This window comes from Rossellomorea oryzaecorticis, from assembly GCF_038405515.1.
Lineage (GTDB): Bacteria > Bacillota > Bacilli > Bacillales > Bacillaceae_B > Rossellomorea > Rossellomorea oryzaecorticis_A.
In genome coordinates this window covers 1-322 of sequence record NZ_JBBYAF010000120.1, presented here as the reverse complement: position 1 = coordinate 322, position 322 = coordinate 1, and the positions used below count along the sequence as shown (strand labels likewise).

Genomic DNA, 322 nt, shown 5'->3' with positions numbered 1-322 from the left:
ATTTGTTCTTTGAAAACTAGATAAAGATAAATTGATAGTCAAGAAATTACCGAGTATCGCCATTTTAGGATTAATCCTAACTTTAGTAAGTAAGTGAATCAAATTTTGATTTAGCAGCGAGAAGGTCGAGGAAGCGAAGGAGAGAACACCGGAGCGCACTTAGTCGTGCGTGAGGATGTGAACGACTGAGCTGACGAAGAGATTCGAAGCTGATAAAGCAAAATTTAGGTTAAGTTATGAAGGGCGCACGGTGGATGCCTTGGCACTAGGAGCCGACGAAGGACGGGACTAACACCGATATGCTTCGGGGAGCTGTAAGTGA

Annotated in this window: 1 rRNA gene; it reads left to right on the top strand. The window is 43.5% G+C overall.

Annotation, left to right across the window (positions count from 1 at the left end):
* Positions 1 to 227: 227 nt before the first annotated feature.
* Positions 228 to 322: ribosomal RNA gene (locus AAEO50_RS21360) — 23S ribosomal RNA — on the top strand; the annotation flags it as partial.